Source organism: Nonomuraea sp. NPDC023979 (genome assembly GCF_040639085.1).
Taxonomy (GTDB): domain Bacteria; phylum Actinomycetota; class Actinomycetes; order Streptosporangiales; family Streptosporangiaceae; genus Nonomuraea; species Nonomuraea ceibae.
This window is the reverse complement of record NZ_JBEZZG010000046.1, coordinates 1-17,914: the sequence shown is the minus strand read 5'-3', so window position 1 is coordinate 17,914 and position 17,914 is coordinate 1. Positions and strand designations below refer to the sequence as shown.

Annotated in this window: 16 protein-coding genes; 8 read left to right on the top strand and 8 right to left on the bottom strand. The window is 73.2% G+C overall.

Annotation, left to right across the window (positions count from 1 at the left end):
- Window positions 1-31: 31 nt before the first annotated feature.
- From AB0G11_RS44465 to asnB, 5 genes are all read left to right on the top strand, one after another.
- Window positions 32-796: a 2,3-dihydro-2,3-dihydroxybenzoate dehydrogenase gene (locus AB0G11_RS44465; RefSeq protein ID WP_357592962.1), complete on the top strand. Its 765-nt coding sequence runs from the start codon at window positions 32-34 to the stop codon at window positions 794-796.
- Between the two features lie 162 nt (window positions 797-958).
- The gene (locus AB0G11_RS44460; protein ID WP_357592960.1) at window positions 959-1,483 is read left to right on the top strand and encodes an isochorismatase family protein; all 525 of its coding nucleotides are present in this window, start codon (window positions 959-961) and stop codon (window positions 1,481-1,483) included.
- Complete coding sequence (locus AB0G11_RS44455; protein WP_357592958.1) at window positions 1,480-3,366, top strand: anthranilate synthase family protein; 1,887 nt, start codon at window positions 1,480-1,482, stop codon at window positions 3,364-3,366. The genes AB0G11_RS44460 and AB0G11_RS44455 overlap by 4 nt, the downstream gene beginning before the upstream one ends.
- The gene (locus AB0G11_RS44450; RefSeq protein WP_357592956.1) at window positions 3,363-4,577 is read left to right on the top strand and encodes a 3-hydroxybenzoate 6-monooxygenase; all 1,215 of its coding nucleotides are present in this window, start codon (window positions 3,363-3,365) and stop codon (window positions 4,575-4,577) included. The genes AB0G11_RS44455 and AB0G11_RS44450 overlap by 4 nt, the downstream gene beginning before the upstream one ends.
- 2 nt (window positions 4,578-4,579) lie before the next feature.
- Window positions 4,580-6,427: an asparagine synthase (glutamine-hydrolyzing) gene (gene asnB / locus AB0G11_RS44445; protein WP_357592954.1), complete on the top strand. Its 1,848-nt coding sequence runs from the start codon at window positions 4,580-4,582 to the stop codon at window positions 6,425-6,427.
- Between the two features lie 71 nt (window positions 6,428-6,498).
- On the opposite strand, the gene AB0G11_RS44440 is transcribed toward asnB, so the two are convergent.
- Both AB0G11_RS44440 and AB0G11_RS44435 read right to left on the bottom strand, forming a co-directional pair.
- The gene (locus AB0G11_RS44440; protein WP_219508741.1) at window positions 6,499-7,857 is read right to left on the bottom strand and encodes an FAD-binding oxidoreductase; all 1,359 of its coding nucleotides are present in this window, start codon (window positions 7,855-7,857) and stop codon (window positions 6,499-6,501) included.
- Window positions 7,858-7,960: 103 nt separating this feature from the next.
- Window positions 7,961-8,950 (bottom strand): alpha/beta hydrolase, encoded by a 990-nt coding sequence (locus tag AB0G11_RS44435; RefSeq protein WP_357592952.1) that lies wholly within the window; start codon window positions 8,948-8,950, stop codon window positions 7,961-7,963.
- A 263-nt stretch (window positions 8,951-9,213) separates the two neighbouring features.
- On the opposite strand from AB0G11_RS44435, the gene AB0G11_RS44430 reads away from it, so the two are divergent.
- Window positions 9,214-9,765: a hypothetical protein gene (locus tag AB0G11_RS44430; RefSeq protein WP_219508743.1), complete on the top strand. Its 552-nt coding sequence runs from the start codon at window positions 9,214-9,216 to the stop codon at window positions 9,763-9,765.
- Complete coding sequence (locus AB0G11_RS44425; RefSeq protein ID WP_219508744.1) at window positions 9,762-10,217, top strand: hypothetical protein; 456 nt, start codon at window positions 9,762-9,764, stop codon at window positions 10,215-10,217. The genes AB0G11_RS44430 and AB0G11_RS44425 overlap by 4 nt, the downstream gene beginning before the upstream one ends.
- 5 nt (window positions 10,218-10,222) lie before the next feature.
- Here AB0G11_RS44425 and AB0G11_RS44420 read toward each other — a convergent pair whose 3' ends face one another.
- The 4 genes from AB0G11_RS44420 to AB0G11_RS44405 form a co-directional block, all read right to left on the bottom strand.
- The gene (locus AB0G11_RS44420; protein ID WP_219508745.1) at window positions 10,223-10,948 is read right to left on the bottom strand and encodes an alpha/beta hydrolase; all 726 of its coding nucleotides are present in this window, start codon (window positions 10,946-10,948) and stop codon (window positions 10,223-10,225) included.
- Between the two features lie 56 nt (window positions 10,949-11,004).
- Window positions 11,005-11,775, bottom strand: a complete 771-nt coding sequence (locus tag AB0G11_RS44415; protein ID WP_219508746.1) for a 4'-phosphopantetheinyl transferase superfamily protein — start codon at window positions 11,773-11,775, stop codon at window positions 11,005-11,007.
- The gene (locus tag AB0G11_RS44410; RefSeq protein ID WP_219508747.1) at window positions 11,772-12,065 is read right to left on the bottom strand and encodes a hypothetical protein; all 294 of its coding nucleotides are present in this window, start codon (window positions 12,063-12,065) and stop codon (window positions 11,772-11,774) included. The genes AB0G11_RS44415 and AB0G11_RS44410 overlap by 4 nt, the downstream gene beginning before the upstream one ends.
- Window positions 12,066-12,268: 203 nt before the next feature.
- Entirely contained in the window at window positions 12,269-13,810 is a 1,542-nt protein-coding gene (locus AB0G11_RS44405; RefSeq protein WP_246645795.1) for an acyl-CoA carboxylase subunit beta, read from the bottom strand.
- Between the two features lie 301 nt (window positions 13,811-14,111).
- Here AB0G11_RS44405 and AB0G11_RS44400 point away from each other — a divergent pair, with 301 nt between their 5' ends.
- On the top strand, window positions 14,112-14,423 hold the full coding sequence (locus AB0G11_RS44400; RefSeq protein WP_357592950.1) for a hypothetical protein: 312 nt from the start codon (window positions 14,112-14,114) through the stop codon (window positions 14,421-14,423).
- A 144-nt stretch (window positions 14,424-14,567) separates the two neighbouring features.
- Here AB0G11_RS44400 and AB0G11_RS44395 read toward each other — a convergent pair whose 3' ends face one another.
- Both AB0G11_RS44395 and AB0G11_RS44390 read right to left on the bottom strand, forming a co-directional pair.
- Entirely contained in the window at window positions 14,568-15,554 is a 987-nt protein-coding gene (locus tag AB0G11_RS44395; RefSeq protein WP_219508749.1) for a helix-turn-helix transcriptional regulator, read from the bottom strand.
- Window positions 15,555-15,627: 73 nt separating this feature from the next.
- Window positions 15,628-16,632, bottom strand: a complete 1,005-nt coding sequence (locus tag AB0G11_RS44390) for a hypothetical protein (protein WP_357592948.1) — start codon at window positions 16,630-16,632, stop codon at window positions 15,628-15,630.
- Between the last annotated feature and the right edge of the window lie 1,282 nt (window positions 16,633-17,914).

Below are 17,914 nucleotides of genomic sequence, written 5' to 3'. Positions count from 1 at the left end.
ATTTGACGCGATTCTCCGCCGGGAGCTCCTGATGGTGGCGCTGGTCACCGGAGCCGCCGGCGGCATCGGGGCGGCGATCGCGCGGACGCTGGGAGAGGAGGGCATCGCGGTGGCCGCCCTGGACCGGGACGAGGCCGGGCTGAGGGAGCTGGCCGGGAAGCTGGAGGCCGACGGGCTGCGGGTGGCGGCGTTCCCCGTGGACGTCGCCTCCAGCGCCCAGGTGGAGTCGGTGGTCGAGGCGGCCGAGCGGCTGCTCGGGCCGGTCACCAAGCTGGTCAACGCCGCGGGGGTGCTGCGCACCGGCCGGGCGGTGACGATGTCGGACGCCGACTGGGCGGCCACGTTCGCGGTCAACGTCGACGGCGTCTTCCACGTCTCCAGGGCGGTCGTGTCCCGGATGGTGCCGCGGCGGGCCGGCGCGGTCGTCACCGTCGCCTCCAACGCGGCGCTGGTCGCCCGCGCCGACATGGCCGCCTACGCCGCCTCCAAGGCCGCGGCCACGGCGTTCACGAAGTCCCTGGGCCTGGAGGTGGCCGGGTACGGGATCCGCTGCAACGTGGTGACGCCGGGCTCGGTCGACACCCCGATGCTCTCGGCGCTGTGGAGCGACCACGACCGGGCGTTGCGCTCGTCGATCGAGGGCAAGCCGCGCGCCTACCGCACCGGCATCCCCCTCGGAAAGGTCGCCAGCCCGGCCGACATCGCGCACACGGTCGCATTCCTGCTCTCCGAAAAGGCGAGCCACATCACGCTTCAGCACCTGACGGTGGACGGGGGCGCCGCACTGGGCGCCTGAATTTCTTCATCGCACAACCAGATTGAGGCAACAATGATCGGGATTCCTGCTATTACGCCTTATCCGATGCCGGACTCCGGCGAACTACCGGCCAACACGGCGCGGTGGACCGTTTCCCCGGAGCGGGCCGTTCTCCTGTTGCACGACATGCAGCATTTCTTCTTGGATGCCTTTCCCGCGGGCGAGGCCCCGGTGACGGATCTCGTCAGGAACGCGGCCGCGCTGCGCGAGCGGTGCGCCGCCGCCGGCATCCCCGTCGCCTACACCACGCAGCCCGGCGGGATGTCCGACCGGCAGCGGGGACTGCTCAGGGACTTCTGGGGACCCGGCATGACCACCGGCGCGGAGCATCGCGGCGTCGTGGACCCGGTGGCGCCCGGGCCGGACGACTGGATCATCGTCAAACGGCGCTACAGCGCCTTCCACCAGTCGCCGCTGCTGTGGATGCTGCGTGACAGCGGGCGCGACCAGTTGATCATCTCGGGGGTGTACGCGCACATCGGCGTGCTGATGACGGCCGTGGACGCCTACTCCCACGACGTCCAGCCGTTCCTGGTGGCCGACGCCGTCGCCGACTTCACCGCCGAGGACCACCTCATGACGCTGCGGTACGTGGCCGGGCGGTGCGGCATGGTCGCCACGACCAAGGAGCTCCTGACCGATCTCGCGCGAGGAGGGCGGCCATGAGCGCCGAACGGCTCCTGGACGACGTCCTGTCCCCCGTGCCGCCTCCGTTCGCGCTGCTGCACCGGCCGGGCGCCGGCCGCGAGGGCATGCTGGACGTGCTGGTCGGCGAGGTGTCCACGGTCGCCACGCTGGCCGAGCTCCCACTGCCCGACGAGCCCGGCACCGAGGGCCCCGAGCTGCTGACGCTCATCCCGTACCGGCAGATCGCGGAGCGCGGCTTCGAGGCGCGCGACGACGGCGCGCCGCTCGTGGCGATGACCGTCACCGGCCACGGCAGCCTGCCGCTGCCCGCCGCGCTGGCGCGCATCCCCGACCGGCCGATCCGCACCCGCGAGCGCACGGTCGACACCTCCGACGAGGACTACGCGGCCGTGGTGCGGGCCGTCATCGACGACGAGATCGGCCGGGGCGAGGGCGCCAACTTCGTCATCAAGCGCTCGTTCCTGGCCGACATCACCGACTACACCCCGGCCGCCGCCCTCACGCTGTTCCGCCGGCTGGCCACCCGGGAGACGGGCACGTACTGGACGTTCGTCATCCACACCGGCGAGCGGACGTTCGTCGGCGCCTCGCCCGAGCGGCACATCAGCGTCGACGGCGGCGTCGCGGTGATGAACCCGATCAGCGGCACCTACCGCTATCCCCCGTCCGGGCCGACCGTCGGCGCGCTCATGGACTTCCTCGGCGACAAGAAGGAGGCCGACGAGCTCTACATGGTGGTCGACGAGGAGCTCAAGATGATGGCCCGGATCTGCGAGTCGGGCGGCCGGCTGTCGGGGCCGTACCTGCGGGAGATGGCCAGGCTCGCGCACACCGAGTACTACATCGAGGGCGAGACCACCCGCGACGTGCGGGAGATTCTGCGCGAGACCCTGTTCGCGCCGACCGTCACCGGCAGCCCGCTGGAGAGCGCCTGCCGGGTGATCGGCCGCTACGAGAAGGAGGGACGCGGCTACTACAGCGGCGTGGCCGCGCTGATCGGCAGCGACGGGGCGGGCCGGCGGACGCTCGACTCCTCGATCCTCATCCGCACCGCCGACATCGACGCCGCCGGGCGGGTCCGCATCGGCGTCGGCTCGACCCTCGTCAGGCACTCCGACCCGGAGTCGGAGGTGGCCGAGACCGCGGCGAAGGCGGCCGGGCTGCTCGACGCGCTGTGCGCCGAGCCGCCGGAACCGCTGGCCGAGCACCCCGACGTGCGCGGCGCGCTGGAGGGGCGCAACGACGGCATCTCCGGGTTCTGGCGGCAGGAGCAGGGCGAGCGGACGTTCTGGACGCCCGACCTGATCGGCCTGCGGGTGCTGGTGGTGGACGCCGAGGACACGTTCACCTCGATGATCGGCCACCAGCTCCGCTCGCTGGGCCTCCAGGTGAGCGTGCGCCGCTTCGACGAGCCGTACACGCTGGACGGCCACGACCTGGTGGTGCTCGGGCCCGGGCCGGGCGACCCGGCCGACCTGGCCCACCCCAAGATCGCGCACCTGCGTGACGCGGTCGGGCGGCTGCTCGGCTCCGGCGCCCCGTTCCTGGCCGTGTGCCTGAGCCACCAGGTGCTCAGCGGCGCGCTCGGCCTGCCGCTGCGCCGCAGGAAGGTGCCCAACCAGGGCGTGCAGCGGGTGATCGACCTGTTCGGCCGCCGGGCCAGGGTCGGCTTCTACAACACCTTCGCCGCGCACGCCCCGGCCGACGAGATCGAGCCCGCCGGGCTGACGGGGACCGTCGCGGTCAGCCGCGACCCGGAGACGGGCGAGGTGCACGCGCTGCGCGGGCCCCGGTTCGCCTCCATGCAGTTCCACGCCGAGTCGGTGCTCACCGCCGACGGGGTCGGCATCCTGCGCGACGCCCTGCTGTCGGTGCTCGACCGGACGCCGGTGCGGCGATGAGCGGGCGGACGAGGACGGCGACCGTGCTCGTCGCCGGGGGCGGCATCGGCGGGCTCGCCGCCGCGCTCGGCCTGGCCGGCCAGGGCCACCGGGCGGTGGTCCTGGAGCGCCGCGACGAGTTCAGCGAGCTCGGCGCCGGCATCCAGATCGGCCCCAACGGCTTCACCGCGCTGGACCGGCTCGGGGTCGGGCAGGCGGTGCGCAAGCTGGCCGTCTACATCGACGAGCTGCGCTTCATGGACGGCACCACCGGTGAGCGGGTGGCCAGCATGCCGCTCACCGGCCGCTACCGGGCCCGCTTCGGCAACCCGTACGCGGTCGTGCAGCGGGTGGACCTGTACGGGCCGCTGCTGGCCGCCTGCCGCGAGCACCCGCTGGTCGAGCTGCGCGGCGGCAGCCACGTCACCGGCTACGAGCAGGACGCGGGCGGCGTGCGGGCACTGCTCGGCGACGGGCGGCGGGTGCCGGGCGACGCGCTCGTCGGGGCCGACGGGCTGCACTCGATGATCCGGGCGCGGCTGGTCGGTGACGGCGGGCCGCGCGTGTCGGGGCACACGATCTTCCGCTCGGTCATCCCGATGGACCGGGTGCCCGCCGACCTGCGCTGGAACACCGTCACGCTGTGGGCGGGGCCGCGCTGGCACTTCGTGCACTACCCGATCGGCGGCGGCGAGTTCCTCAACCTGGCCGCCACCCGCGACGACGGCGCCGCCGCCGTGGTGACGGGCCGGCCGGCCGTGCGCGAGCGGGTGCTGGGCGCCTTCCCCGAGCTGGGCGAGACCGCCAGGCGGCTGCTGGAGCTCGGCGCGCAGTGGCGCGAGTGGGTGCTGTGCGACCGCGACCCGGTGCCCGACTGGGCCGACGGCCGGGTGGTGCTGCTCGGCGACGCCGCCCATCCGATGCTCCAGTACGCCGCCCAGGGCGCGTGCATGGCGCTGGAGGACGCGGTGACGCTGGGCGAGCTGGCCGACTGCGGCCCCGCCGAGTTCCCGCAGCGGTTCGAGAAGTACAACGCGGCCCGCCGGGACCGCACGGCCAGGACCCAGCTCGTCTCGCGCGAGATGGGCGCCCGCCTCTACCACCCGGCCGGCGCCGACGCGCTCGCCAGGAACCGGATGCTGTCCGCCCTCTCCGAGGACGAGCTGCACGACAAGGTCGCGTGGCTGCACGGCGCCCGCGACTTCACCGAGACCATCGAAAGGACGAACTGACCATGTGCGGCATCGCAGGATGGGTGAGCTACGACCGCGATCTGACCGGCGAACGGGACACGATCACGGCGATGACGGCGACGCTGGAGTACCGGGGCCCCGACGCGGGCGGCGTGTGGACCTGCGCCCGCGCGGCGCTCGGCCACCGGAGGCTGGCGATCATCGACCTGGAGGGCGGCAGGCAGCCGATGGCGGCCGGCGACGACGGCCTGCCGGTCATGACCTACAACGGGGAGGTCTACAACTACCGCGAGCTGCGCGAGGAGCTGCGCGGGCTGGGCCACGAGTTCCGCACCGCCAGCGACTCCGAGGTGGTGCTGCGCGCCTACCTGGAGTGGGGCGAGGACTTCGCCGGCCGGCTCGACGGCATCTTCGCGCTGGCCATCTGGGACCCGCGCACCGAGGAGCTGCTGCTGGTGCGCGACCGGATGGGCGTCAAGCCGCTCTACTACTACCCGACGCCCGACGGGGTGCTGTTCGGCTCGGAGCCGAAGACGATCCTGGCGCACGACGAGGCCGAGGCGGTCATCGACGCCGACGGGCTGCGGGAGATCTTCACGATCGTCAAGACGCCCGGCCACGGCGTCTTCCGCGGCATGCACGAGGTGCGCCCGGCCACCGTGCTGCGCCTGTCGCGCGCGGGCCGCAGCGAGCACCGCTACTGGCGGCTGCGGGCCCGCCCGCACACCGACGACCTGGACACCACGATCGCCACCGTGCGGCGGCTGCTGTCGGAGATCGTGGACCGCCAGCTCGTCGCCGACGTGCCCGTGGGCACGCTGCTGTCCGGCGGCCTCGACTCCAGCGCGATCACCGCGCTGGCCGCCGCCGCGATCGCCCGCAAGGGCGCCGGCGAGCCGCTCAAGGCGTTCTCGGTGGACTTCAAGGGCCACGAGTCGCGCTTCCAGGCGAACGTGCAGTGGGAGGACCCGGACACGCCGTTCGCGGTCGAGGTGGCCGAGCACGTCGGCGCCGAGCACATCATCGTCGAGCTGGACAACGCCGAGATCCTCGACCCGGAGGTCAGGCGGTCGGTGCTGCGCGCCCAGGACCTGCCGGTGTCGACCGGCGACATGGAGTACTCGCTGCTCGTGCTGTGCCGCGCGCTGAAGCGGGAGATGACGGTCGCGCTGTCGGGCGAGGCGGCCGACGAGCTGTTCGGCGGCTACACCTGGTTCCACGACGAGGACGCGGTCCAGTCCGACACCTTCCCCTGGCACTCGCCGTTCAGGAAGGCCGGCGGCATCGGCGCGCTGCGCGACATCGGCCTGTGGGACCGGCTCGGCCTGGAGGAGTACGTCAAGCGGCGCTACGCCGAGGCGCTGGAGGAGGTGCCGAGGCTGCCCGGCGAGAGCGGGCTGGAGGCGCGCATGCGCGAGCTGACCTACCTCAACCTCACCCGGTGGGAGAACTTCCTGCTCGACCGCAAGGACCGCATCAGCATGGCCGCCAGCCTGGAGGTGCGGGTCCCGTTCACCGACCACACGCTGGTCGAGTACGTGTACAACACGCCGTGGGCGATGAAGAACTTCGACGGCCGGGAGAAGAGCCTGCTGCGGGCCGCCATGCGCGGCGTGCTGCCCGACTCGGTGCTCGACAGGAAGAAGAACCCGTACCCGTCCACCCAGGACACCGGCTACGAGGAGGCGCTGCGCGAGAAGCTGGCCGGCATCCTGGCCGACGGCGGTCCGGCGCTGCTGCTGGCCTCGGAGGCGGAGATCCGCACCCTGCTGGACGCGCCGCCCGGCGCCTACAGCATGGGCGGCCCGTGGAGCGCCCGCGCCGTCATCGAGCGGCTGATCGAGTTCAACACCTGGGTCACCCTGTACGACGTCCGCGTCGAGCTGTGAGCCGGGCCGCGACGCACGCGAGAGCCGCCCGGGCCGGTCACCGGCCCGGGCGGCTCGCTGCCGCCCGGGGCTCAGGCGGGCGGGATGTTGTAGTTCAACCGGAAGACGTTGTCCGGGTCGTAGGCCCGCTTCACCTCGCGCAGCCTGCGGTGGTCGGCCGGGTCGTAGGCCGCCACGGCGTTGCCCGGGTCGTGCAGGAAGTTGAGGAACGCGCGCCCGCCCGTGTGGGGGCGCATCACCGCCTCCACCTCCGGCAGCCTGGCGTCGAGGATGGCGCTGAGCCGCGTCGAGCGGTGCCCGATCGGGCCGGCGTGCGGGCCGGGGCGGCCCAGCGCGCCGCCCCAGTGGCGGATCTCCACGCCGGAGACCGGCGAGCCCGGCCGGGTCGCCGCCGACACCAGGACCTCGATCACCTCGTCGGGCAGCGAGTCGAGCAGGTTGACGTGCGCGGGGCCGGTGCCGCCCATGTCCATCTCACCGAACGCGCCGGTGCGGAACGTCTCCAGCAGCGGCGGCCCCGCCGCCTCGAACAGCGGCGCGAGCAGCCGCCCGGCCTCCTCGCCCGGCCCGTCGTACATGACCTGGACGACCGCGCCCGGCCTGCCCCGCAGCGCGGCGGGCACCCGCCGGTCGTGCGGCAGCCGGGTGAGCAGGATCGCGGTGCTGAGCGCGTCGGGCGCGCCGTCGATCCAGTCGCGGTAGCGGGCGAGCAGGTCGGCGGCCCGGTCGCCGGGGAAGAACGCCGCCCCGGCGAACACCCGCGCGACCGGGTGGAGCCGGAACTCCAGCGAGGTGACCACGCCGAAGTTGCCGCCGCCGCCGCGCATCGCCCAGAACAGGTCGGGGTGGCTGTCGGCGCTCGCCGTGAGCAGCCGGCCGTCCGCGGTGACCACCTCGGCGCGCAGCACGCTGTCGGCGGCGAACCCGTACCGGCGCGACAGCCAGCCGAGGCCGCCGCCCAGCGTGTAGCCGGCCACGCCGACCGTCTGGTGTGAGCCGGCCAGCGGCGCCAGGCCGAGCGGCGCGGCGGCGGCGATCACCTGCTCCCACACGGCGCCGGCGCCGACGCGGGCCACCTGGCGCACCGGGTCGACCAGGACGCCGGCCAGCTGCGTGGTCTTGACGAGGATGCCGCCGTCGGAGGCGGCGTGGGTGCCGTGCCCGGTGCCCTGGACGGCGAAGGGCAGGTCGTGCTCGCGCGCGGTGGTGAGCGCGGTGCGGACGTCGGCCGGGCCGCTCGCCATCACGACGGCGACGGGCCTGGGGTCGATGTCGGAGTAGGGCGCCTGCCGCTCGCGTTCGTAGGCGGCCTCGAACGGGACCAGGACGGCCCCCTCGACGTCGCGGCGCAGCCGCCGCACCGCCTCCCGCTCGTTCTCTGCCGAGACGCCTGGCGGGGACAGGCGCTGATGCGCGTATTGCTGGCTCATGTCAGCCTTCCCTCCTGTCGGGGTGTGGTCATGCGGCGGCCCCGCCCCCGGATCCGGGGACGGGGACCGCGACGGGCCTGGGGTGTCAGGCGGCCCTGGGATGTCAGGGGGCACAGTCGCCGAGCCCGGGACCGGGGGTCGTGCCCGCCGGGCCGAAGAACAGGAGCGCACACCCGGCCAGGAACTCCGGGTTCTCCTCGGGGACGAAGTGCCCGGAGTCGGGCGCGACCACGGTGCGCACGTCGTCGGCCACCTGGGCGAACGAGGCGGCGACGCCGGGGCCGAACGAGTGCTGGCCGCCCACGGCCGCGACCGGCATGGCGAGCCTCCGGCCGGCGTTGGCCCGGTTGTCGGCGGCGTCGGCGGCGAAGGCGCGGTAGTACTCGTACCCCGCCGTGCGCCTGGCGTCGGAGGCATACGCGCGATAGTAGGTTTCGCGACTGACAGCGTCCTTGCGGTGGCTGAAGTCGAAGATCATGCCGAGGTAGGTGGGCACGTCCTCGTCGTCCATGATCCGCTCGGGGATCGGGGCCGGGGCGGAGTTGAACTTGAAGTGGAAGCTCACCCCGTACAGGTCCTCCAGCCCGAAGCCGGGCAGCGGGCTCTCGATCATCACGAGCCGGCTCACCTCGGCCGGGAAGTCCCGCGCGTACGGGTAGGCGACCAGAACGCCCAGGTCGTGGCCGATGATGCCGACCTTGGTGAAGCCGAGCGCGCGCACGGCCTCGCGGACCCGGTGCGCGGTGGTGACCTTGTCGTAGCCGCCGCCGGGGATGGACGAGGTGCCCAGGCCGGGCAGGTCCATGGCGATGACGGTGTGCTCGCGGGCCAGCTCGGGCATGACGTCGCGCCACATCTGCCACGTCTGCGGCCAGCCGTGCAGGAGCAGCAGCGCCGGCCCCGACCCGCCCTTGACGTAGTGGACGGAGCCGCCCTCGACGGCGACCCGGCCGTGGGTGAAGCCGGGCAGGCTCCCGGCCTGCTCGTCCTCGCCTGACGACGCGGTGGCGGTCGTGGCGATCAGCACCACGGCCAGGGCTGCGGACGCGACGACGCGCACCAGCCTCCTGCCCCACGTTCCTGCTGGCGTCATGTCGTGCTTTCCTTCCGACGGCGCGGGAGGACGGGCGGACGGAAGAAGGAGCCGCCACCCTCCCGCAAGCGTGGCGGCCCCGGCGACCAGTGGGTGGTCAGCGTGCTTTCACCGCCTCATACTCACGGTGTACGGCGGCGCCCGCATCTCCTGGATTGCGGTACATCGCGAAGTCCGCACGACCGGAGATGCACCCTTCAGAGCGCCGAACGAAGCTCGGTACCGCGACGCGACCCACCACTCCGAGAAGCGAGGTCCCGCTCATGGTCACGAACGCCCCAGCGCCAGGGCTGCTCACCAGCCTGAACACCCGGCATCACCGTGCCGCGCTGGCCGTCTACCTGCTCATCGTCCTGGCCCACTGGGCCGAGCACGTCGTCCAGGCCATCCAGATCTACGTGCTGGGCTGGCCGCTGCCCGAGGCGCGCGGCGTGCTCGGCGTGCCCTTCCCGTGGCTCGTCACCTCCGAGTGGATGCACTACGGGTACGCGCTGCTCATGCTCGTCGGGCTGATCATGCTGCGGCGGGGCTTCACCGGCCGCTCCCGCGTGTGGTGGAACGTCTCGCTCGGCATCCAGGTCTGGCACCACCTGGAGCACCTGATCCTGCTCCTGCAGGCGATCTCCGGCAGCAACCTGGCCGGCCGGCCGGTGCCGACGAGCCTCATCCAGCTGCTCGTGCCGCGCGTGGAGCTGCACCTGTTCTACAACGCGCTGGTGTTCGCGCCGATGGTCGTCGCGATGCTCCTGCACCGCCGCCCCCGGCCGGCCGAGCGTTCCGCCATGCGGTGCGGCTGCGCCGTGGCCCCCGCGTGACGATGGCCCGGCGCGAACGCTCCCGCATGTTCACCGTCGTCCTGACCCTGGTGGCGGTGTTCCTCCTCTACCTGGCCGTGCCGAACGCCGGCACGGCCGTCCGCGCGGCCAGGGCCGACGGCGTCGCCGGCACGTTCACCCCGCGCGAGCTTATCTGCATCGTGCATCCGGGGCACGAGTCGTGCGTGTGGACGGGCGAGTTCCGCTCCGGCGACGGCTCCTCGGACCGGGCCGGCGTCGAGCTGTACGGCAGCGACCGCTACTCCAACCGGGCCGGGTCCCCGGTGCGGGCGGTGGACATCGGCCTGCCCGGCCGCGTCTACGGCCCCGGCGGCTCGAACGAGTGGGTGTTCACCGCGCTCATGATCGTGAGCGGGCTGGGCATCCTGCTCTGGCTGTACGGGGGGCCGCTCCGCCGGGCGTTCCGGCGCGAGCCCGCCCGCGTCTCCTAGGGCGGTCACGAGTCGCGGGCGGCGATGCGGGCCAGCAGCGCCGCCAGCGGGCCCGGCGCGGAGACCATCGGCCAGTGGCCGGTCTCCAGCGTGTGGAAGTCCCAGGACGGCACCGACCGCATGGCCGTCACGTCCGCCGAGAGCCGCCCGGCGAAATGGTCCAGGCTGCAGACGACGTAGCTGGCCCGCTGCCGCTCCAGCGGCCGGGTCAGCGTGGCCGGCTCGGCGATCGTCCGGCCGGGGTGCCCGACGAGGCGCCCGGCCAGCCAGCGCGCCTGCGTCGTGGTCAGCCCCTGCCCCTCCCCCACGATCGTCGCGTCCGGGGCGGGCCAGCGGCCCTCGTTGTCGGCGATGAGCCGCAACTCCTGGGTCCGCTGGCGCTCCGGGAACGCGTGCAGCATCGACCTGCCGTCATGCGGCAGGAACGCCTCCACGAACACGGTGTGCGCGACCCGCTCGCGCGCCCGGTCGGCCACCTGCCCGGCCACCAGGCCGGAGTAGCTGTGGCCGACGAGCACCACGTCGCGCAGGTCGTCCGACTCCAGCAGCGCCAGCACGTCGCGTACGTGCGTCTCCAGGCCGACGTCGGACACGTCGTCCTCGCCGCCGGCCAGGCCGCGCAGGGTGACCGCGCGGGCCTCGTGCCCGCGCGCCCGCAGCCGCCTGGCGACCGGCTCCCACGCCCAGGCCCCCATCCAGGGGCCCGGGATCAGGACGAACCCTCGCTTCACCGGAGGTCACCTCCTTCTTCCTCATCTGACAGAAGCCCGGCCACGGTGTCCACCGCTCAGGCGGCGACCAGCACGCGCTCACGGGCGGGCGGCGGGGCGGCCACCGGCTGACCGGCCACCAGGGACTGCACGACGTGCACGCGCTGATCGCCGGCGATCAGCGCCACCACCGCCACGTACCCGTCACCCGGGTCCAGGTCGACGAACCTGATGTCACGCGGCGGGATCTCCAGCGGCCAGCTCAGCAGCTCGGGCGGCTCCTCGGGGCCGGTGACCTCAAGCTTGCCCGGGGAGACGCGCAGGCCGTGCCCGGTGGCCTTGAGCGCCGCCTCCTTGCGCGTCCACACCCTGGCGAACGCCTCATAACGCTCATCCGGCGGCAGCGCGTCCAGGGCCTTCAACTCGTGCGGGGTCAGGGCGCACCGGGCCAGGTCGTCCACGGGCTCCGAAGGCACCGCCTCGACGTCCACGCCCAGCGCTCCCACGCCCGTCAGCGCCACCGCCACCCGGTCGCCCGAGTGGGAGACCGACACGTGCAGCCGGCGGCCCGACATCCTGATGTACGGCTTGCCGTGGTGCCTGGCGCAGTCCGCGCAGCTCCGGTCGACCACCACGTCCTCCGGGCGCACCCCGAGCTGGGTGGCCGCCGCGTTGCGCAGCAGCCAGGCCCCGGTCAGGAAACGGCGGCGGTCGGGGTCGCGGCGGAACCTGGCGGCCCGCTCCAGCTCGGGTTCGCTGAGCACCGCGGACAGCGTCTCCACGCTCCGGTGTCCGGGAGTGGCCCACCAGACACGGCATTCTCCGGGGGCCAGCAGGGAAGCGATCATCGGTATCCTCCTTCGGCGTCCTCTTCGGGGTTCCTCGTGAGCAGCGTCCGGCAGGTCACCAGCTCCCAGTGGTCGATCTCGGGATTGGTGAGGACCTCGGCGACCACGTCCCGCACCTGGGCGCTCGTCGTGGGCTCGTCGGGACGCACGCGGATGACGATGTCCCCGGTGGCCTGCGTGAGGTCCTTGTGCCAGCGGCTCGGCAGCAGCGCCATGATCCGGATCCCGTCGACCGGCGAGCCGGGGACGGGAAGCCCGTCGACCTTGCGCATCGTCAGCTGGATCAGCATGATTCCTGGGTCTCCGTCCTCCTCCTGGCGATGGTCCTTCGTTCTCGCACTTCCCACTGTGGGACAGGCGCGACAACCGGGCCAGGGCTCGCGGAGTCAGGAAGCTGCAGGTGGGCAGCCGCATGCTGTCAACGGGGCCCCGGACACGCGAAAGCCCCGCAGGCGGCGGCCTGCGGGGCTCCCCTCGCCTCTCCAGGGGGCATCTACAGGGGCACGTTCCCGTGCTTGCGCGGCGTCGGATGCTTGCGCTTGTCGCGCAGCATGGCCAGCCCGCGCGCCACGGCCGCCCGCGTGTCCACGGGGTCGATCACGTCGTCGACCAGCCCGCGCTCGGCCGCGTACGTGGGATGCACGAGCTCGCTCCTGTAGCGGGCCACCAGGTCCGCGCGCAGCATGCCCGGATCGCTCGCGCCGGCCAGCTCCTTGCGGTAGATGACGTTCACCGCGCCCTCCGCGCCCATCACCGCGATCTCGTTGGTGGGCCACGCCAGTGACAGGTCCGTGCCGATGGAGCGGGAGTCCATCACGATGTACGCGCCGCCGTACGCCTTCCTGATGATGACCTGGACGCGCGGCACCGTCGCCTCGCAGTAGGCGTACAGGAGCTTGGCGCCGTGCCGGATGGCGCCGGCGTGCTCCTGGTCGGTGCCCGGCAGGAAGCCGGGCACGTCCACGAGCGTCACCAGCGGGATGCCGAAGGCGTCGCACAGCCGGACGAAGCGCGCCGCCTTCTGCGAGGCGTTCACGTCCAGCACGCCCGCGAGCACCATCGGCTGGTTGCCGACGACGCCCACCACCTCGCCGTCGATCCTGGCGAACGCGCAGATCACGTTCGGCGCCCAGGCGCGGTGCACCTCCAGGAAGTCGCCGTCGTCCACCAGCTCCGCCAGCACCCGCCGCATGTCGTACGGCTTGTTCGGCTCGACGGGCACGATCTCCGCCAGGCGGGGCCGCACGTCGTCGGACGCGCCGCGCGAGGGCAGCGACGGCGGGCGGCTCATGTTGTTGCTCGGCAGCATCGACACCAGGTGGCGCACCTCGGCCAGGCAGCTCTCCTCGTCGTCGTGCACGAACGCGGCCAGGCCCGAGCGGGTCGCGTGCACCGGCGCGCCGCCGAGCTGCGCGTGCGAGACTCGCTCGCCCGTGACCGCCTCCACCACGTCCGGGCCCGTCAGGTAGAGCTGCGCCGTGTCCCGGACCATGAACGTGAAGTCCGCCAGCGCCGCCGAGTAGGCCGCGCCGCCCGCGCACGGGCCGAGGATGACGTTGATCTGCGGGATGACGCCCGACGCCGCGACGTTCCGCTGGAAGATGCCGCCATAGCCGTTGAGCGACATCACGCCTTCCTGGATCCTGGCGCCGCCGCTGTCGTTCAGGCCGATGAACGGGGAGCCGGTGGACAGCGCCAGGTCCATCACCTTCTGGATCTTCAACGCGTGCGCCTCGCCCAGCGAGCCGCCGAACACGGTGAAGTCCTGCGCGTAGACGAAGACCCGGCGGCCGTCGATCGTGCCGGAGCCGGCGATCACCCCGTCCGTGTGCGGGCGCTGCCGTTCCATGCCGAGCCCCTGCGCGCGATGCCGGCGCAACATGTCCAGTTCGAGAAAGGACCCCTCGTCGAGCAGCAGCTCCAGCCGCTCACGGGCGGTCCGCTTGCCCAGCGAACGCTGCCGGGCCACCGCCTGCGGGCGGCCCTCCGCGACCTCCTCACGCAGGCGCCCATGCTCCTCGCGCAACCGGTTCATGGACGGGGGCGGCGCCTGAACCGCCTCGTCAAGGGCCTCCACGGACGGCATCGCGGCGATGTCGAGTTCCGAGATGCTCATGATTTCCCTCCCTCGTCAGTGCCTCCAGTCAATGGTCAGTGGCCGTTTCCTGTCATCTCCTGCAGTGCGGGGAGCCCCGGCGCGTGGCAGGAAGCGGAAACCCGCGTGCAGCTTGCTGCCCGCCGGAAGCCTGGTTCCGGGGCTTGCCGCAGCGCAAAGTTGGAAGTGCGAAAGGGAAACACGAAAAACACAAAACACTAAATAAGAAAGAGGCAGAGTGATGGCTGAGACGACGATTTTCAAGACGGTTACCGACAACATTGCGAAGTGGGCCATCGTGATCGTCGCCGCGGGGGCCACCTTGACCGCCGGCTCCGCCGCCCTTGAGTCGCTGAGCACCCTGAACGGGACCGTGGCCGTCGCCGACGGCGACCCGGGCAACACCTGGCCCGTCCCGGCCCCCACGCCCACCCCCACGGACGGCCCCGGCAACACCTGGCCCGCCCCGGTCGCCGCCGACGACCCCGGCAACACCTGGCCGGTGCCCCCGACCACCCCCACCCCCGACCCCAACACCTGGCCGAGCGCCTGACCCGGAAAGGCCCCCCGATTGTTCCGCACACTTTGAACATCCGGAAAGGAGAGATGAACCACGAGAATTCACAAAAGAACCCCGCGGCCACCGGCCGCGGGGTTCACGCTGTGCCCGTGAGGCACGCGAAAAGAAGAGGCGGATTCAGATCCAGTTCTCCTCCTTGGCGCGCAGCGCCGCCTGGAAACGGTTCACCGCGCCCAGCCGGGCCATCAGGTCCGCGACGTAGCGCCGGTAGGTGCGCACCGACACGTCGAGCTCCCGGGCCGCGATCTCGTCCTTGTCCGCCGTGGCCATCACCTCCAGGACCCGCTGCTCCATCTCCGTCAGCATCGGCTCCTCCTCCGGCGGGTCGATGTAGGTGCGCAGGTCCACCGCCGAGTTCCACAGGCCCTCGAAATAGATGACGAGCTGCGACACCAGGCCCGGCTCCCGTACGAGCAGCGCGCCCTTGGAGTTCTGCTTCGGGTCGATCGGGACCACCGCGACACTGCGGTCGTACATGAGCATGCGGTCCATCGGCTGCTCGGTGATGCGCACCTCGCCGCCGAGACTGATCAGCTCGCGCAGGTACGACACCATGTGCGGGTCCTCCAGCGCCGACGGGTGGAAGATCTCCTTGATCGACAGGCCCCGGCGCAGGCTCCGCGTGTCCAGCGGCAGCGCCGAGTCGATCATCACCTTGGTGAACGGGCCGCCCGGGTGCAGGCAGAGCGTCTCCTTGTAGGAGAAGAACGCGAGATCGTCCAGCCGCTGCCGGACCCGCGCGCCGTTCTCCACCCGCTCGATGTCCAGCGCCGCACCGGTGCGCTCGCCCTCCTGCATGTCCTCCAGGAAGCCGGCGATGGCGTCACGGGCGGCGAACACCCGGCGGATCTCCGCGTTCAGCTCGTCCAGCCGCTTCTCCACCAGCCGCTCGATCGCGACACGCGGCTCCGTGGCCACGACCCGGTGCCGGTCGGTCAGGTCCAGCATGTGCAGCTGGCCCAGCCGCTCCACGGCCGCCTCGACCGTGTCGGGATCCATGGACAGGCTCTCCGGCAACGATCCGACGCCCTCGCCCCGATGCCGAAGGAAGTAGCGGTAGATCTCCTCCAGTTCGGGAGTGATACCGATGACTGTGAGGTCCATGGCCGCCTCCCTATACATGCGATTATCGGCATTCGGCCGGCGCGGATTCTCTTGCGCCGTGCGGAACCGGCCCCTACGGCACGGGACAGGGCAGCCTCGCGGGAGCGGCGCCGTAACACGCGGCCCCCGGGCACACGACCTTCACGACCGCCTCCGCCCTGCGTGACTCGACGGCCACGGGCTCCTGCCCGAACCTGCGGGCGGCGATCTCCGGCCAGCTCGACGGCCGCAGATCCCCCGGCTCGTCCACCAGCCACGGCTCGGCGTCGACCGCCAGGCGCTCCAGATGCGCGGCGTAGTCCGCCTCATGGTTCCAGACCGCGAACCGGCGCAGCGAATCCGCCGGCGAGAGCCCCGCCCACGGCTGCGCCTTGGCCGCCATCGCCCGCAGGAACGCCTCCCCCACCGCGCTCCGCACCGTACGGCCCGCCGCGACGCCCAGCGTGGCGCCCTCACCGCCGACCATCACCAGCGCGGCCCGCACGTCCGGCGCCGCCAGCGCGAACGCCGACACCCGCAACCCCAGCCCCCGCGCCGCCGCCATCACCCCGCCCGGCAGCAGCCGGTCCAGCTGCGCCGAGACGCGCAGCAACTGCTGCTCGCCCGGAGCGGCCCACCAGCGCGCCACGACGTCGTGCGCCACGACCTCGGCGATCGCCTCGGAGACGCCGAGGTCCACCACGCCGCTCATGACCGGCTCCACCCGCGTCTCGCGCTCCCCCAGCCACACGACCTCCGCCGGCACCCGGTAGCGGTTCCCGCTCACCAGGCCCGTCCCGGCCACCGCCGCCCCCACCGGCTCCGGCGCCCCGGCCATGAAGTCCGCCAGCCGCAACTCCCTGCCCCTGCCGGCCTCGCTCCCGTACGGCATCCGGCGCAGCTCGTCCAGGGCGCCCGCGCGCGCGACGGCCCGCGACCTGGTGCGCTCCTCGTAACGGGAGAAACCGGCGACGACCACGTCCAGGCCGGAGACCTGCGCGTACGCCAGATGCACGGCGCCTCCGAGGCAGTCGGCCACCTCCGCCACCACCCCTGGCACCGCTGACGCCGGACGCGAACCCGCGGGCGTGGGTGCCATCGTGTCTCCTCCGCACTCAGTCCCATGCCGGGGCAGCCCCGGCGTGGGGCCTCCGGCACCGCGGCCGCCTCGTGCCGGCGGATACGGAGGGGGTCCGGCGATGGGCGGACCGCGGGCCGAGCTTCCCCACCGGCCGGCATCGGGGCGATCCTCCGGACACCGGCTCATGCCCAGTACAGTCGCGGCCCGGCCCGACCGTCAACGCCCCGGGGCCCATCCAGCAATCGGCAAGAAGCCCCCCAAACCCCCACCCCCACCCCGAACCCTGGCAACCTAGCGGCGCGATGCCCGGGGTTGCCCGGCGTAGCGGCTGGCGGGTGTGGGGTGTGGCGGGTGGCGGATGGCGGGTGGCGGGTGGCGGTGTGAGGGGCGGCGGGTGGGTGGACGGCGCATCCAGGCGGCCGACTCCCCTCCTCTCCGCACCCCGCCCCTCACCTGCCCAGCCGAACGCCCGAGCGTCCGGGGCGTCCGGGGCGTCCGGGTGCGCTGGCGGGGCCAGCCGGGGCGCGACCGGATGGCCGAATCCCCCAACTCCCCGCGCCCCCTCACTTGCCCAGCCGAATGGCCGAGCGTCCGGGCACGCTGGCGGGCCGGACGTCCGGACTGTCCAAACCGCCGGGTCAGGGGCGCGACCGGACCGCCGGGCCGGCAGCGGCCGGGCCGGGTGGCCGGATTCCCCCAGCTTTCCGCACCCCCACCTGCCCCAGCCGGATGGCCGAGCGGGCGCGCTGGCGGGCCGGGCGGACCGTCGCGGTGGTCGGCGGCACGCGGCCGGGCCGGCCGCTGCGGCGGCGCGACTGCCCCGGGTGCGGCCGCGGCTGGGCACGGGCGCGCCTGGGCCGGGGGCTCACCCGGTCGCCGGACAGCGCACCCACCAGCGACCGTGCGGGGGGCCGGGCGGGGAATCCCCTGCCCTCCCAACCCCGCCTGGGCCGGGGGCTTGCCCGGTCGCCGGGCAGGGCACCCGCCAGCGACCGTACGGGGGGCCGGGCGGGTGAATTCCCCTGCCCTCGCCGGGGTGGGGAGGTGCAGGCGGGCGTGGCCCAGGGGCGCGGGGGCGCCTGGGCTGGGGGCTCGCGCGATCCCCGGGCAGCACACCCACCAGCGGCCGGGCGCCCGGGAGGACGGGCGGGCGAGATCCCGGCTGGATCTCGGTCGCCTGGCGCGGGGCGTATGGAGGCCCGGGGCGGGGTGGAGGCCCCGGGCCGCCCTACGCCCCGGGGGGGGTGGAGGCCCCCGGGTGGGGGCAGGGCCGGGGGCGGGTGGGGGCCCCGGGAGGGTG